The sequence below is a fragment of the Chryseobacterium phocaeense genome (assembly GCF_900169075.1).
In the GTDB taxonomy this organism is placed as follows: Bacteria; Bacteroidota; Bacteroidia; order Flavobacteriales; family Weeksellaceae; genus Chryseobacterium; species Chryseobacterium phocaeense.
The window spans coordinates 132,479-150,125 of record NZ_LT827013.1; the positions used below are offsets into that span (position 1 = coordinate 132,479).

A 17,647-nucleotide genomic window follows, 5' to 3' on the forward strand; every position below is an offset into this window, starting at 1 on the left:
ATGGAGAATGTTATTTTTACAATTTTTGATATTTTTAACTTCGGACTGCTTGTTTTTTTCTGGTGGTTTACCCTGAAGCATTATAAAACCCTGCCTGCAAGAATTCCTGTACATTTCGATTTTGACGGTAAAGCTGATAATTTCGGCAGCAAACTCTATTCTTTTATCACACCGGTTCTTGGGACGGTTTTGTATTTTTTCTTCGTGTATGCACTAAGACATCCTGAAGCAGTTAATTTTCCTGTAGAAATTACAGAGCAGAACAAAAGTGCCCAGTTCCTGATTATGGAAACTTTTTTGCGATGGCTGTTTGTGCTGGTGCTGCTTATTTTTATGAACGGACAGGATTATATGTTCAGGTACTCGTTTGATGATCGGGTGAAGCCCAGAGTTCCGATGTCTACAGCTATTTTATCTGTGATCGGGAGCCTGATGGTGGTGTTGGTTTTAGTAGGTCTGTTCAAATGATACAATCTAAAGACAATTCAAAGCATTACATCTGGGGAAATGCCTGTGACAGCTGGGTTTTAGAAGATTCGGAAGGCCTTTCCGTCAAGCAGGAAAAGATGCCTGCGGTGACTGCTGAAAAACTGCATTTTCATGAATCGGCAAAGCAGTTTTTTTATATTTTGGAAGGCGAGGCCGTTTTATATATCAACAGTGAAAAGTTTTTGGTGAAGAAAGGAGAAAGCATTTCTGTCCGGCCGAAATCAGAACATTTTATTGCCAATGAATCTCACAAGGCTGTGGAATTTCTTGTGATTTCCAACCCGTCAACTGCTCATGACCGAACTGAAATAAAAAAATAATCACATGTCCTTCCTATACAATATATTCATCAGTCTTCTCATTTTCGGAATGAAAGTTTTTTCGTTATTTAATGATAAAACTAAAAAAGGCGTTGAAGGCAGAAAGCAGTCTTTAAATAAAATAAAAAGCGCTTTTAACCCCTCAGATAAAGTGATCTGGATGCATGCGGCAAGTCTGGGTGAGTACGAGCAGGCACTTCCTGTTTTGGAGAAACTGAAAGAAAAATTTCCAGGACATAAAATTCTTGTAACTTTCTTCTCGCCTTCAGGTTATGAAAATGTGGTGAAAAAGAAACATATTGCAGACGTTATCTGTTATCTTCCTTTCGATAAAAAATCTACTGTAAAAGACTTTATTTCACAGTTTCATACTGAACTATTTTTTACGGTTAAATATGATTACTGGTATCATCTGCTGGCCGGACTTAAGGAGCAGGGGGCTAAGGTGTACGTCATCTCCGCTTTATTCTACGAAAGACAGGCTTTTTTCACATCTTACGGGAAATGGTTTGTAAAGCAGCTTAAAAAAAATGTAGATTGGTTCTTTCATCAGACTGAATTTTCTTTTGCGTTGGCTAAAAGTATCGGACTGACTCAATCTTCTGTAACAGGAGATACGAGGTTTGACCGGGTAAAGCAACTGAGAGCAAGAAATAACCATGTAGAATTGATTTCAGAATTTATAGGAGAACACAAAGCTGTGGTCTTTGGAAGTTCCTGGCAGGCGGAAGAAAAAATGGCTGCTGCTATTTACAGAATGAACCCGGATGTAAAACTGATTATTGCTCCTCATGATTTAAAGAGGGTGGGACACCTTAAACAGGCTTTCCCAGGCGCTTTGGTATACAGTGAAATTCAACAGACTCCACTTTCAACGCTTAATGCTCAGCTTCTGATCATAGACAGTATCGGATTATTATCAAAATTATATTCCTATGCAGATGTAGCGGTTGTAGGCGGAGGTTTTCATGATGCAGGACTGCATAATATCCTGGAGGCTGCCACATTTGGTGTGCCTGTTATTTTTGGAAACCATTACAGGAAAAATCCTGAGGCAGATGGCCTGATTGAAACCAATGGAGGGAAGTCCTTTGCCGAAGAATACGCTGCGGCTGATTTTGTATTATTTCTCTTTAATAATGAAGAAGAGCTGAAAGAAATGTCCGCTAATGCTGAGAAGTTTGTCAATGAAAAACCTGATGCAACAAACCTGATTATGCAGAAAATATCTTAAGTTTGAAAGTAGGAGAGTTTTAGAGTTTAGTGATATGGTTTATTGGGCTAGACGTTTCACATTTCACTTGCACAGCAAAATTGACTATTGACACTTCCTGATCTCAGTCTTAAGCCAAAAAAGTCTTGTGTCTGAAATCTGATGTCTCTCTCATCATCTTAAGAATCCCTGGCTTTTAATATCTTTTATAATCTGCTCTATGTTTTCCGGAATACGGTCAGACTGAAGCCAGTTGAAATCAAGGCCGTTATTGATGCAGAGTTTCTGTAGATAATGGTTTTCAAGTATTTTCTTTTGGGCTTCTTCCAGTAATTCATCGATCTCCATCCAGTAATCCTCATCCAGCTTTTTGGTTAAAACAAGGGCTTTGAATACTTTATTAATGATGTAGATATAAAGCTTGTACACATTATCGAATCTTTGTCTGCTCAGATCGTCATTATGGTCTAAAATTCTATTGACAAGAAGGAGATTAAGCGAAACCTCTCCGAATTTATCGGTTGTGATTTTCACATGTTCTGTAATATCAGCACTGATGGTACGGACGGTACTCATGAAATATTTGGCATTCCCGATATATTTTGATGCCAAAAGAATTTTTTCAGTTACATGATTTTCCATTGCATTTCGTTTATCATCAGTAGTTTCCTGATCAATCAGTTCGAAATACAGTTTTTTTGATAAAAGCTTATCCTTTTTCAGAAGCCTGAAAATAAGACGGTCCTTTTCAATGCTGGAAAAAGCACTCAATGCAGCTTTGAATTCTTTTGAATATTCCATTAATTAAAAATTTTAGAATATTTCATAAAGCCGTTGATTGCCCAGTTGGCTGTGTAATAAAGAGATTTTACTGTAGAAAATCCCATGAAATCCTTATACACCAGATACTGATCCTTGATGATATTCTTTTTCTTCCGCGATACACTGTTCTCACGCATTCTGTATTTGGCGAGTGTTTTATTGATGGGCATTCCCTCCGGGATTACTTTTAACAGATTCAGCCACATCACATGATCTTCCCGCTTGCTTTTGATAGGAAATAAAAATTTCCCGACCCTTTTGGTGTCATACATCGTAGAAACCGGTGCCAGGCGGCAGGTCTTCAGAAGATTGGAGAAAGTAACCGCTTTATCAGCCATAAAATCCTTTAAAACAGGCTGCAGCTGCTCATTGCATCTGGAGTAATTGCAGTATACCAGTTCCGCGTTGTTTTCTTCCATATAATCTGTCATGGTTTCCAGATATTCCGGATACCAGAAATCATCGGAATCCAGAAAAGCAATATATCTTCCCTGAGCTCTTTCAAGGCTGTTATTCCGGGCATTTCCGGCACCGCCGTTTTTTTCCAGAACCTGCAGTTTGATCCTTGGGTCATTATATCTTTTTATAATCTCTACCGTATTGTCTTTAGACAGGTCATCGGTGATCAGCCATTCCCAGTTTTCATAGGTTTGGTTTAAAACAGATTGTATTGTTTCTTCGATGAATTCAGCAGAATTATAGCAGGGAGTGATGATGGAGACTAAGTCTTTCATGTGTGTTTTAACTGGGGATAAAATTATAAAAATTTTTTCTCATAAAGATGCCAGGACGCAATTCCTACACCTATAACCACCAGCATGCATACAAAACTCATGAAAAAAGGATTAAAATTGGCAAACAGCCCAAGCGTGGCAAATACCCTGATAATAGGGAAGTGGAATATATAAATACCATACGTGAAGTCTCCGTATTTCCCGAAATTATTCAGAAATTTCAGAGAATAGGCAATATACAGAACTATAATACTGATCATAATAGGAGAAAAAAACCTGATATGAAGGATCAGATCTATCCAGACCGTAAGAACAGCAATGATAAATAGGACGTGCTTATATTTGATAAACTTGTCAAAATGAAAATAAATAAGCATTCCGCCAATAAAATAACACAGCGACCCGGGAAGCTGTCTGGCAATGGCAGATTTCCCGATCATGTCAAAATAATTAAGAAAAACCAGAGACAAGACGTAGAGAATAATCAGACTGAGTGTTCTGTATTTATTGTTTTTTCCAAATAATAAAAACATCAGGGGAACCGCTGCATAAAAACACATTTCGATCTTAAGGGTCCAGAGTGCACCGTTCACCGCCTCATTTCCGAATACGCCGGGAAGGGAGGGGGCCATGAAATTCATGAATAAAGAGTTCCAGAAAAAATATTTATACACCTGAACATTCCCGAAATAGTCTGAAAAAGATAACGTACTCACCAGGCTCAGGAGCGTAGTACAGAGAAATACAACCAGTAAATAAGCAGGCACGATCCTGTTAAACCTTTTCTTTGCATAGCTTTTCAGGCTGGAAGACCTTTCGTAGCTTCTCGCAATCAGGAATCCGCTCACAATGAAAAAAGAAAAAACGGCAATTTCTACAGGGCTGTGCGTTAAAAAATAAAGTTGTTGAGAGTCACTTAAAGCTCCGAGATGTCCCACAAAGACAATGAAAGCAAGGAGAACACGGATGAAGTCAAAATTATTTTTCGTTATACTCTGCATTTTTGTTTTTCTTTCTGCAAAAATAGTTTTTTTAATAAAATTACGGCTGCCTCACCGATTCAATATTTGTTAAATAAAGGTTATTTTAAAGGATCCTGCTCTAAAATTTTCAGAAATATAGATTATCGAAATAATTTTTCACAAAAAATGGTGTTATAAATCAAAAAAATTATAATTTTAGCCCTTGAAAATTTTATATATGAAGAAATTAGCATTACTATTTGCAGGTTTATCATTATTTGTAGCTACAGGATGTAATGATGATGACGGTAATACAATGGAAGCTCCACTTGTAGGGGTTTGGCAGCCGCTTAAAGAAGTGGTAACCACCGTAGAAGTAGGAGAAGATCCTGTTTCAGATCTCATCACCTATACCGACTGTCAGAAAGAAGGAAGATGGAGATTCAATACCGAAGTAAGCGGGAAAAGAACCAAAAACGATGAAATGGGAACAACACCGCAGTGTACTATCGTATCCGATCAGAACTTTACCTATACCTATGATAAAAGTGCAAAAACGATAGTGCTCAAATTTCAGGGAATCGTAGAGCCGGTTAACGGAAAAGTAGTTACCCTCGATGATGCCACCCTGAACCTTGCTCTAAGAGAAGAGACTCAGGATCCTACTGTATATAAAACAAGAACCATTACAATGAGGAGAATTCCTCAATAAATAATACAGTATATTCCTTAACATAGATCTCATCTCCGGATGGGATTTTTTTGTTGAAGGGGTATTCTTTAATTAATTAAAATTAAAATTTCCATTTCTTTTAAAATCATTATTTTTGTGAAAATTAGAATGGGAGTTGAACAATCTTACATCTAATATCTAACATCTAATATCTATAATAAAGTGTTTTACGATCATCAGCAGATAGAAAAAAAGTGGCAGAAGTACTGGGAGGATAACCAAACCTACAAAACCTCCAATAACACGGACAAACCTAAATTTTATGTTCTCGATATGTTTCCGTATCCATCCGGAGCAGGGCTTCATGTGGGACACCCGCTGGGATATATTGCATCGGATATCTATGCAAGATATAAAAGACATCAGGGGTTTAATGTGCTTCACCCGGTAGGGTATGACAGCTTCGGGCTTCCTGCTGAACAGTATGCCATCCAGACAGGGCAACATCCTGCCGTTACAACTGAGGAAAATATCAACAGGTATGAGGAGCAGCTGAAAAAGATCGGTTTTTCATTCGACTGGAGCAGAGAGGTGAGAACTTCTGATGCATCCTATTATAAATGGACACAGTGGATCTTTATTGAGCTGTACCATTCGTGGTATAATAAAAATACCGATCAGGCGGAATCTATTGATACCTTAATCAAACATTTTGAAGAAAAAGGTACGGAAGGATTAAATGCCAATCAGAACGACGAACTAAATTTCACGGCTGAAGAATGGGAAAAAGCTTCAGACCTTGATAAAGAAGATATCTTATTGAATTACCGTTTGGCTTACAGAGCTGAGACTACGGTGAACTGGTGTCCTGCTTTAGGAACCGTATTAGCCAATGATGAGGTGAAAGACGGAAAATCTGAAAGAGGAGGATTCCCTGTATTCCAGAAGAAAATGATGCAGTGGAGCATGAGAATTTCTGCCTACTCCGAAAGATTATTACAGGGATTGAATACACTGGACTGGCCACAGCCGCTTAAAGACGCCCAGGAATACTGGATCGGGAAATCCCAGGGAGCACAGGTTCAGTTTCAGGTAGAAGGACATGACGAGATCGTTGAGGTATTTACCACAAGGCCTGATACTATTTTTGGAGCGACATTTATGGTATTGGCTCCTGAAAATCCATTAGTGGAAGCCATTACTACCGAAGCTCAGAAAGTGGAAGTAGATACTTATATAGAAGAGACCTCCAAAAAAACGGAAAGAGACAGGATGTCTGACGTGAAAAACGTGAGCGGAGCTTTTACGGGAAGTTACGCTGTCAATCCATTCAGCGGGGAGAAAATGCCAATCTATATTTCGGATTACGTATTGATGGGGTATGGAACAGGTGCTGTGATGGCGGTTCCTGCACATGACGAGCGTGATCACAGATTTGCAAAGAAATTTAACCTTACCATTAAAAAGGTTGTTGAAACTGAAGAAGACATTCAGGAGAAATCTTTTGATTCTAAAGATTCAGTATGTGTAAATTCCGATTTCCTGAACGGATTGAATTATAATGATGCCAAATCAAAAATAATTTCGGAAATCGAAAATAGAGCAATAGGCCACGGAACCACCAACTACAGACAGCGTGATGCTATTTTCTCAAGACAGCGTTACTGGGGCGAGCCGGTTCCTGTATATTATAAGGAAGGGATGCCTTACACGCTTCCGGTTTCCGCTTTACCGCTGGAGCTTCCTGAAGTGAAAAAATATCTCCCTACCGAAGACGGTGATCCGCCGTTGGGGAATGCCAAAGTATTTGCCTGGGATGAAGCCAATCAGAAAGTAGTTTCTACAGATCTTATTGATGATAAAACCATATTCCCGTTAGAATTATCTACCATGCCGGGCTGGGCGGGAAGCTCATGGTATTTCCTTAGATATATGGATCCGAATGATCAGGAGGTTTTCGTTAAAAAAGAACTGGCAGATTATTGGGGACAAGTAGACTTATACATTGGAGGCAGCGAGCATGCAACGGGTCACTTATTGTATTCCCGTTTCTGGAACATGTTCTTAAAAGACAGAGGATACATTACCCATGATGAGCCTTTCCAGAAACTGATTAACCAGGGGATGATTTTGGGGATGAGTGCATTCGTATACAGAATTGATGGTACCCATCAATATGTTTCCAAAAACCTTGCAGGAAATTATCAGACGCAAAAAATCCACGTTGATGTATCCTTATTAAAAGGAGCATCGGACGAGTTGGATACTGAAGCCTTCAAAGCCTGGAGACCGGACTATGCCGATGCAGAATTTATTCTGGAAGACGGAAAATACATCACAGACCGTGAAGTTGAAAAAATGTCCAAATCAAAATACAATGTGGTTAATCCTGATGATATCTGTGAAGAATACGGAGCAGACGGATTAAGACTGTATGAAATGTTCCTGGGGCCTTTGGAGCAGTCCAAGCCGTGGAATACACAAGGGCTAAGTGGAGTCTATGGTTTCCTTAAGAAATTCTGGAACCTGTATTTTAATGGCGATACTTTTGAAGTTTCGGATGAAGAGCCAACCAAAGCAGAATATAAGGTGTTACATACCTTAATCAAGAAGGTGGTTTATGATATTGAGAATTTCTCATTCAACACCTCTGTATCTTCATTTATGATAGCTGTGAACGAGCTGCAAAAAATAAAATGCAACAAACGCAATATTTTAGAACCATTGGCCGTTATCATCTCTCCGTATGCACCACACATCTGTGAGGAGCTTTGGAGTTTACTGGGGCATAAAGAATCCGTTGAATTCGAGAAATTCCCTGTATTGAACGAGGAATACCTGGTAGAAGACGAAATAGAATATCCGGTAAGTGTAAACGGTAAAATGAAGTTCAAAATTTCACTTCCTGCTCAGCTATCTGCCAAAGAAGTGGAAGATTTGGTGATTTCGGATGAAAAAATGCAACCGATTTTGGAAGGCAAAACACCTAAAAAAATCATCGTGGTGCATCACCGTATTGTGAATATCGTAATTTAAAAAAAAGTTAACATTGGCAAATTAAAAAAAATGAAGGTCTTATTTTTTTAAATTTCTAACTCAAACGTTAAAATTGGGAAAAATAAATAAAATATTTAAAAATAATTATTATATCGAAATCGTATTAAAATTTCTTTATTAGAAAATTGCAAAATGTTTATTTAAGACTCTTGCATTTTAATTAATTTTGCCTTTAATTTACACCCTGTAAAATTTTAAAACAATATAATTTAGTTAAATATGGAAATGAATGTTTCAAAAAATGATGAGCAAGTAGTTGCTAGAAAAGCAGGAGGTTTAAACCCGGCTGTTATTATTCCTATTCTTTTCGCTATAGGAGTTTGTATTTATTTATTCGTGCTTGGTAACCCAGGTAACTTTAAAGATGCAGAAAAACTAGGAAGTGGGTCTGTAGCTTTCTCAAGTGTTGAAGGAAAAGACATTCACCCGGAATCGTTCTTAGGTATTATCTACAAAGGAGGGGTTATTGTACCTATCTTGATCACTTTCATGATTACTGTAATCGTGTTCTCTTTTGAAAGATATTTCGTACTAGGCAAAGCTGCCGGTAAAGGTAACCTAGACAACTTCGTAGTTCAGGTAAGAAGCTTACTGAATCAAAACAAAATTGATGAAGCTTTAGAAGAGTGTGACAGACAACAAGGATCTGTAGGTAACGTAGTGAAAGAAGGTCTTACTACTTACAAAGCTCTTTCTCATGATACTACTTTAAATAAAGAGCAGAAAATGGTGGCTCTTAACAAAGCTATCGAAGAGGCTACTACTCTTGAAATGCCAATGCTTGAAAAGAACATGATGATTCTTTCCACTTTAGGTACTGTTGCTACCCTAATTGCACTTTTAGGAACAGTAATCGGGATGATCAAAGCATTCTTCGCGTTAGGTTCTGGTGGTGGTACTCCGGATGCTGCTGCACTTTCTACTGGTATCTCTGAAGCCTTGATCAACACGGCATTAGGTATTGGTACTTCAGCTATCGCTATTATCCTTTACAACTTCTTTACTTCTAAAATTGACGGATTAACTTATAAGATCGACGAGATCGCTATGAGCATCCAGCAGTCTTTCGCTGAATTCAACTAAGAATTTTTAGCAAGGAATTTGCATTCCAATTAAAAGAAGTTTAATTAAAAATAATTCAAAACAATGGCGAGAGTCAAACCTAAAAGACATGGAGTAGTGACGGATATGACGGCAATGTGTGACGTTGCTTTCCTACTACTTACGTTCTTTATATTGACCACTCAGTTTAAAAAACCTGACGTGGAGCAGATTAAACCGCCATCTTCAATATCAGAGAAGTTACTTCCTGATGCAAGTTTGATGACCATCAACGCTACTCCGGACGGAAAATTCTATTTCCAGCCCGTAGAAAATGCATCAGAGAGACTACAGCTTTTGGATAAAATGGGAGAAAAGTATAATATGACTTTTACCAACCAGCAAAAAGCTGCATTTCAAAAAGTACAAGCGATTGGGGTTCCTATGAACCAACTTAAAAGCTATCTTGATTTGTCAGATGAGGAGCAGAAAAGTTTCAAGAGTCCTAAAGGGATTCCTATGGATAGTACAAATAAGCAGTTAGTAGACTGGGTACAGCAGAGTTTGAGCGTAAATCCTGATTACAAATTAGCAATCAAGGGAGACGTTACTACTGAGTATCCTAAAGTTAAAAGCCTATTTGAAGGTTTAAGAGATATTGATTTTCTTAAATTCTGGTTGATCACATCACAAGAAGGTAAACCATAATAATCATTTAGAAATGGCAGAAGTACAAGTACAGGAAAAAGGCGGCAAGGGCGGCAAGGTCCGTTCCAAGAAGCAGAATACCAGAGTAGATATGACTCCGATGGTGGACTTGGGTTTTCTATTGATTACCTTCTTTATGTTCACAACCACATTTAGTAAACCGAATGTAATGGATTTGGGTCTTCCGGCAAAACCTAAAAAGGATCAGCCGAAACCACCTCCAACAGAAATTAAACTTTCTAACTCAATTTCTTTATTATTGGGTAAAGACAATAAGATTTTCTGGCATCAGCAGGATAATACTTCTTTAACTGATCAGAATCTTATGGAAACTACCTTTGACAGAGAAGGAATTAGAAGAGTTATTGAGCAGGCAAGAGCAAATGCGGCAGATAAAACAAAATTTACTGTTATTATCAAGCCCACTGACGATGCTGTATATAAAAACTTTGTAGATATTCTTGACGAAATGGCCATTACCAAAAGCGAACAGTACGGGGTAACCGATCTGAAGCCTTGGGAGAAAGCTATTTATGATAAGAAAGTTGGAAATAATGGAGCTGCGGCTACACCGGCTACAAAGTAATTTAACCATAAAATTGTATATCTATGGCAGATGAAAATGTATACAGTCAGAATCTTACCTTAGACGAGATTGTATTTGAAAATAGAAACAAGGAATATGGTGCCTATGATCTTAGACATCAGTATCCGAAACTTTTGACAAAATCTTTTGTTATTGGAACGGCATTATTCCTGATTGCGGCTTTATCTCCTTTTATTTATCTTACCATTAAAAGATTAACTGAACCACCTAAGCAGGAAGTGAAGGCTGATTTGGTAGAAATTCTTCAGGAAGATAAAATTATTGAGCAGCCGAAAGAAGAAGAACCACCTCCACCACCTCCACCTCCAAAAGAAGAGGAGAAAATTGAAGTTATTCAGAACGTGGTTCCGGAGCCTGTAAAAGCTCCAAAGATTGAAACTCCACCGCCGCCAATTTCTAAGCAGTTAGAAACAACGACAGGTTTGAATAACCAGGAGGGTGTGAAAGCTCCGGCTTATACACCACCGCCACCACCGCCGTCTACAGGTAACAAAGCCAGTACAGCGGAAGTAAAAACAAACAACCCTAATGAGATCTACAAAGATGTAGACCAATCTGCAGAATATCCAGGAGGTATGGCAGCATTGAGAAAATATCTTGGGGAGAATTTTGATACTTCTTTGATGGAAGGAGGCGAAGGTACACTTAAAGCCAAGCTTAAGTTTGTTGTAGAAAGAGACGGAACAGTTTCCGGAGTTACTATTGAGGAGAAATCTCCAAATGGCGACTTCAACAGTGAAGCAGTTCGTGTAGTGAAGAAACTAAAAAAATGGACTCCTGCGAAAAGAAACGGGGAGAGTGTTAGATCTTACTATAGCGTACCGTTTACAATGAATTTTGAATAAGACTTATTTATTCAAATTATAAATAAAAAAGAGAAGCATATGCTTCTCTTTTTATTTTTTTTGGTATTTTTGTTACATGATGTTCAATTGGTTATCCTTAGTTACAGGATTATTTTATATCGTATTGGGAGTTGTAGTGATTGTATACAAATTTTTCTTTACGATTTTGGAGCCTGCTATTGCCTACGCAATGGGTGCAGTGCTTATTCTTTATGGAATATTTAGAATCTATAGAGCAGTTTCAAGGATAAAAGATTCAGGAAATGAGAAATAGTTTAAAAATTGTACTGCTTTCCTTAATGAGCATCGGTGCCGTAAGCTGCAAGAAAAAAGAGGATAAATCGCCATCCTATCATAAAGGAGATCTTACCATACTTACCGACGAATCTTTCAAAAGTGTTACAGAAGCACTGGCAGACGGATATATGATCAATTACCCGGATACCCATATCAAAATTGTAACCCAAAAAGAAGATTTGGCATTTCTTGACCTGTTGAAAGATAAGGCAAGAATAACGGTAATGTCCAGAGATCTTACTCCGGAAGAGAAAAAAGCTTATGAAGAACAGGTAGATCTGAAATTTCTTCCCGCTAAATTTGCAGCAGACGCAGTTGTTTTTGTTGTCACTAAAGATTCTCCGAAACAGAGCATTTCTATGGATGAAATAAAAGCCGGACTTGAATCTGAAGCTAAAAATTTTATTTTTGACGGAACCAATTCCAGTAACCTGAATTTTGTAGCTCAGAAACTCAAAAAACAGCCTAAAGATCTCAAATTTTCCATTATTCCCGGAAACCAGAATATCATTGAAGAACTGGGTAAGTATCCTGATAAAATAGGAGTTATCGGCTTGAATACATTCAGCCGCCCGTATGATAAGACCTCTGAGAGATTGAGAGAAATGGTTAAGGTTCTTCCTGTAGAAATTAATGGAAAACTTTACACTTCAGATCATGAAGGATTACGAAAAATGACTTACCCGTTTACCCGGGTCCTTTATTTCTTAACCAATGAAGGAAACTTTAATATTGCAAACGGATTTATAAGATACTCCTGTACACAGCTGGGCCAGATGATTGTTCAGAAAGAAGGGTTACAGCCTTACAATATATTTAAAAGGGAAGTACAGATGCGTTAAAAATTATTAAAATAGCATCTAAATAATGTTTTGGTCTGAAAATTGTGGAGCATATAGCTCAAAAAGATAGAAAAATATAAAATGAAAGATATAATGATTATGAATGTAAAGAAAATTGCTTTTGGAGCAGCCGTAGTATTTTTTGCCGGTTTAGCCTCTGCACAAACGTTGCAGGACGGTATTAACAGTATAGACAGTGATAAATTTGCTCAGGCTAAAACCAATTTTACGGAAATGGTTACGAAGGCACCTACAGCAGAAAATTACTTCTATTTAGGAAATACATACCTGAAGCAGGGTGAACCTGATTATGCTAAGGCTACAGAAAGCTTTAACAAAGGTTTGGCTGCCGACGGCAAAAGCTACCTTAACAAAATCGGTCTTGCTACCGTTAAATTAGGAAAGGGAGATAAAAGCGCTATTGCTGAGATTCAGAAAATTGTTGCAGATTCCAGAGAAAAAGATGCTGAAGTATTATTCAGAGCAGCAGAAGCTTTAACTTTATTCGAGAAAAACAGTGCTCCGGATGCAGCGATCCAGTTCCTGAATAAGGCTGTTGAAAAAGCAGAGAAAAAAGGAGTTCCTGCACATTATTACTATACACTGGGAGACGCTTACAGATTAAAAAGAGCTCCTGGTGATGCGATGACTGCTTACGATAAAGCACTTCCGTTAGCTAAAAATAAAGCATCCGTTTATACCAGAATGGCTACTTTATGGATGGCTGCACAACAATGGCAGCAAGCGAAGCAAAGCATTGATAAAGCAATTGGTGTAGATGCTACGTACGCGCCTGCTTATAAAGCCCTGGCGTCATATGATATCAGATATCAGGAAAATGCAAAAGCTACACAGGATCTTATCAACTATACAAAATATGCCGATGAGGATCCATATACTCAGTTAGAAATTGCTAAATTATATTTTACCAACGAAGATTATGCAAACTCTAAAATGGTGTTGGACAAAATCTTTGATAAAATTGATGACCCGATTAAGTTCAAATTAAGAGCTTACCAGTCTTATGCAGACGGAAATTATGCTGAAGCAAAGCAGAACATGGATACATTCGTGTCTCAGGCTGAGAAAACAAGAATCCAGCCGGCTGACCAGGGTCTTCAGGGACTTATCGCAGCAGGTTTGGCGAAAACAGAAACCGATACAGCTAAGAAAACCGCTTTAACTACTGAAGCACAGCAGAAAATTGCTATTGCTAAAGCGGCTAAAGATGAAACCATGAAGTGGGATATTGAGCTGGCAAATATTGCTGGAGGAGGAGCTTCTCAGGCTGAGGCGGAAAAAGGACCTACAAGTCCTGAAATTGAAGCATTGAAGAAGAAAGTGGCTGCCAACAAAGAGGATTCCGATTCTCTGTTTAAATTGGCTACCGCATACCAGGATGTTAAAAACTGGAATGGAGCTGTCCTTACATGGCAAAAAATGAGTGCACTTCTACCGGACTGGGCACCGGCTTACTACAGCCAGGGATATTCTTACCAGCAGGCAGGAAATAATGACGCAGCTAAACTGGCATATGAGAAGTTTATCAGTACGGTAAAACCTGCAGATCTGGAAGCTAACAAGCAGACTTTAGCCTACGCTTACTTTGCAGTAGCGTACATGAACAAAGATTCAGATCTTGCAAAAGCTAAAGATTATGTGGCAAAATCTTTACAGCTTGATCCTACTTACCAGGATGCTGTGAAATTAAATGCAGAAATCAACAAGTAATTTAAAATTTAAATTATAGATATTAAAACTTCCCATTCGCAATGTTTGGGAAGTTTTTATTTTAAACCTTATCTTTGATCATATGAAAACAGATATACTTGCTTTTGGAGCGCATCCTGACGATGTAGAGCTGGGGTGTGGCGGAACGATCGCCAAAATGATCTCAGAAGGAAAAACATGTGCCATCGTAGATCTTACCCGCGGAGAGCTTGGGACAAGGGGGACAGATGAGACCCGAAAAGTGGAGGCGGGAAATGCAGCAAAAATTCTTGGAGTGTCTGCCAGGGAAAACCTTGGAATGAAAGACGGCTTTTTGGTGAATTCTGAAGAATATCAGATGGAGATCGTAAAAATGATCCGCAAATACCGCCCGGAAATCGTCTTAGCCAATGCGATTGATGACAGACATCCGGATCATGCAAAAGGAGCGAAATTAGTATCGGATGCGTGCTTTTTGTCCGGACTGAGAAAAATTGAAACGGTTTTGGAAGGCGAAAATCAGGAGGTGTGGAGGCCGAAGCATATTTTTCATTATATTCAATGGAAAAATATCACACCGGAATTTGTGATTGATATTTCTGAACATTTGGATAAGAAGATTGAGGCTTGCATGGCTTTTAAAACCCAGTTCTATGATCCAACTTCCAATGAGCCGGTAACCCCGATTGCTACAAAAGACTTTTTTGAAAGCCTGACGTACCGCGCACAGGATTTGGGACGCTTATCGGGAGTAGCTTATGCTGAGGGATTTACGTCTGAGAAGTTAATTGCGATGAAAAATTTTGACGGAATTGTTTGGTAATTAAAAAATCTTCCCTATATTTGCACTCACAAAACGGTGATTGTAGCTCAGTTGGTTAGAGCGTCGGATTGTGGTTCCGAAGGTCGTGGGTTCGAGACCCATCATTCACCCAAGAAAAGTACACTTTTTATAAGTGTACTTTTTTATTTTATACCCATTCTGAATTCTATTTTAATCATTTAATACTGTCAGATGCCCTATTTTTATTTGACGAAATATTTAATCTGTTTAATCTGAAGAGATGTAATGGGGATTCTTCCAGCCGATTTTCGTTATTATCTCAATATCAATTGTAAAGACCACTTCATAGGAAACAATGCATTTTACGCTGCGCAAAAATACAGACATAAAAAAAGCACCTTTTTCAGATGCTTGTGTTTTTAGATATTCTTTTTTAAACTTCGTCGTCAGAATCAATTGTGAATGATTTGCTTTTGAAGTCTTTGTCGTGTTTTTCTGATATTACATCCTCACCCTTTTCGTTAATGATGAAATCTGTGGACTCATTAAACATCTCCTGAAAACTTTTAAAATCCTCTTTGTAAAGATAAATTTTGTGCTTCTCGAATGTAGCTTCCCCATTCTCCCCGAAGTTCTTTTTACTTTCGGTAATCGTAAGATAATAATCTCCTGCTTTCGTCTCGCGCACATCAAAGAAATAAGTTCTTCTCCCTGCTTTTAACACCTTCGTGAAAATTTCATTTTCATGGCGTTCCTTGTATTCACTCATTGTTAGATATTTTTTAATCTTGTTAAGAACAAATATAAAAGAATTCTTTTAATCACAAAATTTTTTTTATGATTTATTTAACAATTGGAAACGAATCGGCTATGCAGTTACAGAATTGGTAATTTCAGTAAGGTTGATGATTTTATCTGCTTTTTGAGCGCTAGACTCTCTGTGTGTGATAATTATGGATGTGGCGTTGCTTATTTTCCGGTCGATATTTTCAAGAATATTCTGCTCGGTTTCCGTATCCAGAGCAGACAGAGAATCGTCAAAAATAATGATATTCGGGTCCTTAATCAGGGCTCTGGCAATGCAAATTCTTTGTTTCTGACCTCCCGAAAGCATCACGCCGCGTTCACCCACAAGTGTTTTATACTGCTCTTTAAACCCGATAATATTTTTATCAACGTCTGCAATTTTTGCATACTCCACCACTTTCTCATGAGACGGATGATCAATGGCAAAACCAATATTATTCTCAATAGAATCCGAGAATAAATAGCTTTCCTGGGGAATATAACCAATGAAATTCCTGTAGTTCGTAAGATTATGCTCTTTCAGATTTTTGCCGTCAATTAAAATTTCACCTTCCGTAGGATCAATCAGTCTGCACAGAAGAAGGGCAATGGTGGATTTTCCGCTTCCTGTTTTACCCATTATCGCAAGCGATTCTCCCGCGTTGATCTTAAAACTCAGGTTATCCAGGGCTCTGATGCCGGTATTCGGATAGACATAAGAAACGTTTCTGAATTCAATATCCCCTTTAATAGGATAGGTATCAAAGTTGGTGTTAATAATGTCTGATTTTTTATCCAGAAATTCATTAATTCTCTGCATGGATGCCTCAGCTCTCTGGTTCACAGAAGTTACCCATCCTACCATGGAGAACGGCCAGATCAGGATATTGATATACATGAAGAAGTCGGCAATTTTACCTACGCTCAGCTCTCCGGCAATATATTTCTGCCCGCCAATTAAGATCACGGCAACATTCAGCAACCCGATTACGAATAAAATAATAGTAAAGAAGTACGCTTCAGTTTTTGCTAAATCCAAAGCTTTGTCCTGATAGTCTGTTACTTTAATGCCGTAATTCTTTTTAATGTAGTTTTCTTTGGCGAAAAACTTCACCACCCGGATCCCGGAAAAGCTGTCCTGTACAAAAGTGGAAATAGCAGATTGGCTTTTCTGCATAATCTTCGACTTCTGATTGATGATAGAACTCACCTTAAAGATAATATAGGATAAGATGGGAAGCGGCAATAAAGTCCATAAAGTCATGGAGGCATCCGTTTTCACCATGTAAATACTGGTAATCAAAAGAAGAATCAACAGATTCACAACATACATTACCCCGGGTCCCAGATACATCCTTACGGCAACCACATCTTCACTCAGCCTGTTCATCAGATCACCAATGGTGGTCTGCTTATAATCGGTAAGGGATAATTCCTGATAATGTCTGTAAATTTTATTTTTCAGTTCATATTCTATCCTTCTGGAGGCCACAATGATGGTCTGACGCATCATAAAGGTGAAAAATCCGGTAAGGAGCGAAGAGCCCACAATGATGGCCACGTAGATCAGAACCTGCTTATTGAAACCCAAATGTCCGCCTTTGGTAAGCTCATCCACAGATTTTCCTACAAACTGAACTTTATATATGTTGAAAAAATTACTGGCAATGATAAATAACAACCCCCAAAACAATAACATTTTGTGCTTCCAAAAATAAGGGTTTAAGGTTTTTAGCGCTTTCATAAAGTTTTACAAA

At 38.2% G+C, this 17,647-nt stretch carries 18 protein-coding genes and 1 tRNA gene; 14 read left to right on the forward strand and 5 right to left on the reverse strand.

Features of this window, described 5'->3' with window-relative positions; all coding sequences use genetic code 11:
• From B7E04_RS00565 to B7E04_RS00575, 3 genes are read left to right on the forward strand one after another with little or no spacing between them, the layout of a single operon-like run.
• Positions 1–468, forward strand: coding sequence for a DUF1648 domain-containing protein (locus B7E04_RS00565; RefSeq protein ID WP_080776670.1), 468 nt, complete (start codon positions 1–3; stop codon positions 466–468).
• The gene (locus tag B7E04_RS00570) at positions 465–809 is read left to right on the forward strand and encodes a cupin domain-containing protein (protein WP_080776671.1); all 345 of its coding nucleotides are present in this window, start codon (positions 465–467) and stop codon (positions 807–809) included. The genes B7E04_RS00565 and B7E04_RS00570 overlap by 4 nt, the downstream gene beginning before the upstream one ends.
• 4 nt (positions 810–813) lie before the next feature.
• On the forward strand, positions 814–2,043 hold the full coding sequence (locus B7E04_RS00575; protein WP_080776672.1) for a 3-deoxy-D-manno-octulosonic acid transferase: 1,230 nt from the start codon (positions 814–816) through the stop codon (positions 2,041–2,043).
• Positions 2,044–2,196: 153 nt separating this feature from the next.
• Here B7E04_RS00575 and B7E04_RS00580 read toward each other — a convergent pair whose 3' ends face one another.
• From B7E04_RS00580 to B7E04_RS00590, 3 genes are read right to left on the reverse strand one after another with little or no spacing between them, the layout of a single operon-like run.
• Positions 2,197–2,823, reverse strand: coding sequence for a deoxyuridine 5'-triphosphate nucleotidohydrolase (locus B7E04_RS00580; RefSeq protein ID WP_080776673.1), 627 nt, complete (start codon positions 2,821–2,823; stop codon positions 2,197–2,199).
• On the reverse strand, positions 2,823–3,578 hold the full coding sequence (locus tag B7E04_RS00585; protein WP_080776674.1) for a glycosyltransferase family 2 protein: 756 nt from the start codon (positions 3,576–3,578) through the stop codon (positions 2,823–2,825). The genes B7E04_RS00580 and B7E04_RS00585 overlap by 1 nt, the downstream gene beginning before the upstream one ends.
• Positions 3,579–3,601: 23 nt before the next feature.
• Complete coding sequence (locus tag B7E04_RS00590) at positions 3,602–4,579, reverse strand: acyltransferase family protein (RefSeq protein ID WP_080776675.1); 978 nt, start codon at positions 4,577–4,579, stop codon at positions 3,602–3,604.
• 199 nt (positions 4,580–4,778) lie between these two features.
• On the opposite strand from B7E04_RS00590, the gene B7E04_RS00595 reads away from it, so the two are divergent.
• From B7E04_RS00595 to B7E04_RS00645, 11 genes are all read left to right on the forward strand, one after another.
• Positions 4,779–5,252: a lipocalin-like domain-containing protein gene (locus tag B7E04_RS00595; RefSeq protein WP_080776676.1), complete on the forward strand. Its 474-nt coding sequence runs from the start codon at positions 4,779–4,781 to the stop codon at positions 5,250–5,252.
• Positions 5,253–5,435: 183 nt separating this feature from the next.
• Positions 5,436–8,249 (forward strand): leucine--tRNA ligase, encoded by a 2,814-nt coding sequence (leuS, locus tag B7E04_RS00600; protein ID WP_080776677.1) that lies wholly within the window; start codon positions 5,436–5,438, stop codon positions 8,247–8,249.
• 240 nt (positions 8,250–8,489) lie between these two features.
• Entirely contained in the window at positions 8,490–9,353 is an 864-nt protein-coding gene (locus B7E04_RS00605; RefSeq protein WP_048508398.1) for a MotA/TolQ/ExbB proton channel family protein, read from the forward strand.
• Between the two features lie 63 nt (positions 9,354–9,416).
• Complete coding sequence (locus B7E04_RS00610; protein ID WP_080776678.1) at positions 9,417–10,019, forward strand: ExbD/TolR family protein; 603 nt, start codon at positions 9,417–9,419, stop codon at positions 10,017–10,019.
• A gap of 13 nt (positions 10,020–10,032) precedes the next feature.
• Entirely contained in the window at positions 10,033–10,605 is a 573-nt protein-coding gene (locus B7E04_RS00615) for an ExbD/TolR family protein (RefSeq protein ID WP_080776679.1), read from the forward strand.
• A 23-nt stretch (positions 10,606–10,628) separates the two neighbouring features.
• Positions 10,629–11,471, forward strand: a complete 843-nt coding sequence (locus B7E04_RS00620; protein ID WP_080776680.1) for an energy transducer TonB — start codon at positions 10,629–10,631, stop codon at positions 11,469–11,471.
• A 79-nt stretch (positions 11,472–11,550) separates the two neighbouring features.
• Positions 11,551–11,745 (forward strand): DUF308 domain-containing protein, encoded by a 195-nt coding sequence (locus B7E04_RS00625; RefSeq protein WP_080776914.1) that lies wholly within the window; start codon positions 11,551–11,553, stop codon positions 11,743–11,745.
• Positions 11,735–12,610, forward strand: coding sequence for a PstS family phosphate ABC transporter substrate-binding protein (locus B7E04_RS00630; protein WP_080776681.1), 876 nt, complete (start codon positions 11,735–11,737; stop codon positions 12,608–12,610). The genes B7E04_RS00625 and B7E04_RS00630 overlap by 11 nt, the downstream gene beginning before the upstream one ends.
• Positions 12,611–12,691: 81 nt before the next feature.
• A complete protein-coding gene (locus B7E04_RS00635) occupies positions 12,692–14,341 on the forward strand; it encodes a tetratricopeptide repeat protein (protein WP_080776682.1) in 1,650 nt (549 codons plus the stop codon).
• A gap of 82 nt (positions 14,342–14,423) precedes the next feature.
• Positions 14,424–15,143 carry a bacillithiol biosynthesis deacetylase BshB1 gene (gene bshB1 / locus B7E04_RS00640; RefSeq protein WP_080776683.1) on the forward strand — a complete coding sequence of 240 codons (720 nt, stop codon included), beginning with the start codon at positions 14,424–14,426 and terminating at the stop codon, positions 15,141–15,143.
• Positions 15,144–15,178: 35 nt separating this feature from the next.
• Positions 15,179–15,254 (forward strand) — tRNA-His (locus B7E04_RS00645).
• 283 nt (positions 15,255–15,537) lie between these two features.
• Here B7E04_RS00645 and B7E04_RS00650 read toward each other — a convergent pair.
• Both B7E04_RS00650 and B7E04_RS00655 read right to left on the reverse strand, forming a co-directional pair.
• A complete protein-coding gene (locus tag B7E04_RS00650) occupies positions 15,538–15,873 on the reverse strand; it encodes a DUF3276 family protein (RefSeq protein WP_034701927.1) in 336 nt (111 codons plus the stop codon).
• Positions 15,874–15,972: 99 nt separating this feature from the next.
• Positions 15,973–17,634: an ABC transporter ATP-binding protein gene (locus B7E04_RS00655; RefSeq protein ID WP_080776684.1), complete on the reverse strand. Its 1,662-nt coding sequence runs from the start codon at positions 17,632–17,634 to the stop codon at positions 15,973–15,975.
• Positions 17,635–17,647 lie beyond the last annotated feature (13 nt).